The 588-nt window shown below is 68.7% G+C and carries 1 protein-coding gene; it reads left to right on the forward strand.

Going from position 1 to position 588, the window contains the following annotated elements; genetic code table 11:
- Positions 1–175 precede the first annotated feature (175 nt).
- On the forward strand, positions 176–580 hold the full coding sequence (locus tag ACLJTM_RS34620) for a transglycosylase SLT domain-containing protein (protein ID WP_411107799.1): 405 nt from the start codon (positions 176–178) through the stop codon (positions 578–580).
- The last annotated feature ends 8 nt before the right edge of the window (positions 581–588 follow it).

Raw genomic sequence — 588 nt, forward strand, 5'->3', positions numbered from 1 at the left:
ACCGGGGCTCGTTGCCAGGGGGGCGGGGCGTCGGTAGAACTGGATGAGTCGCCAGGCGGTACGGGTGCTGCACCCGGTGGGAACCCCCGCTGACGAACCCCTCTCCCTTGCGTGAGTGGCTCACGCATGCCTTCGGCGTGCGGCGACTTCCTTGTCCCCTTCGGAAGGCTCCTCCGTGTCCCACACCGTCATCCGCCGCATCGCCGCTTCGAAGAAGTCCCTCGTGGGCACCGCCCTCGCCCTGGGCGTCGCCGGTTCCATGCTTGCCACGGTCCCTGCGCAGGCGGCCCCGACGAGCGCCAAGGCGATCGCCCAGCAGATGATCAAGGACCCGGCGCAGTTCGCGGCGTTCAACAACATCGTGTCCCGTGAGAGCGGCTGGAACCACACCGCCAAGAACGCCTCCTCGGGCGCCTACGGCCTGGTCCAGGCCCTGCCGGCCTCGAAGATGGCCTCCGCGGGCTCGGACTGGAAGACCAACCCGGCCACCCAGATCAAGTGGGGCCTGGACTACATGAACTCCCGCTACGGCAGCCCCGTCGGCGCCTGGAACTTCTGGCAGTCCCACCACTGGTACTGAGCCGACCC

The sequence above is a fragment of the Streptomyces sp. cmx-4-9 genome, assembly GCF_046548835.1.
GTDB lineage: Bacteria > Actinomycetota > Actinomycetes > Streptomycetales > Streptomycetaceae > Streptomyces.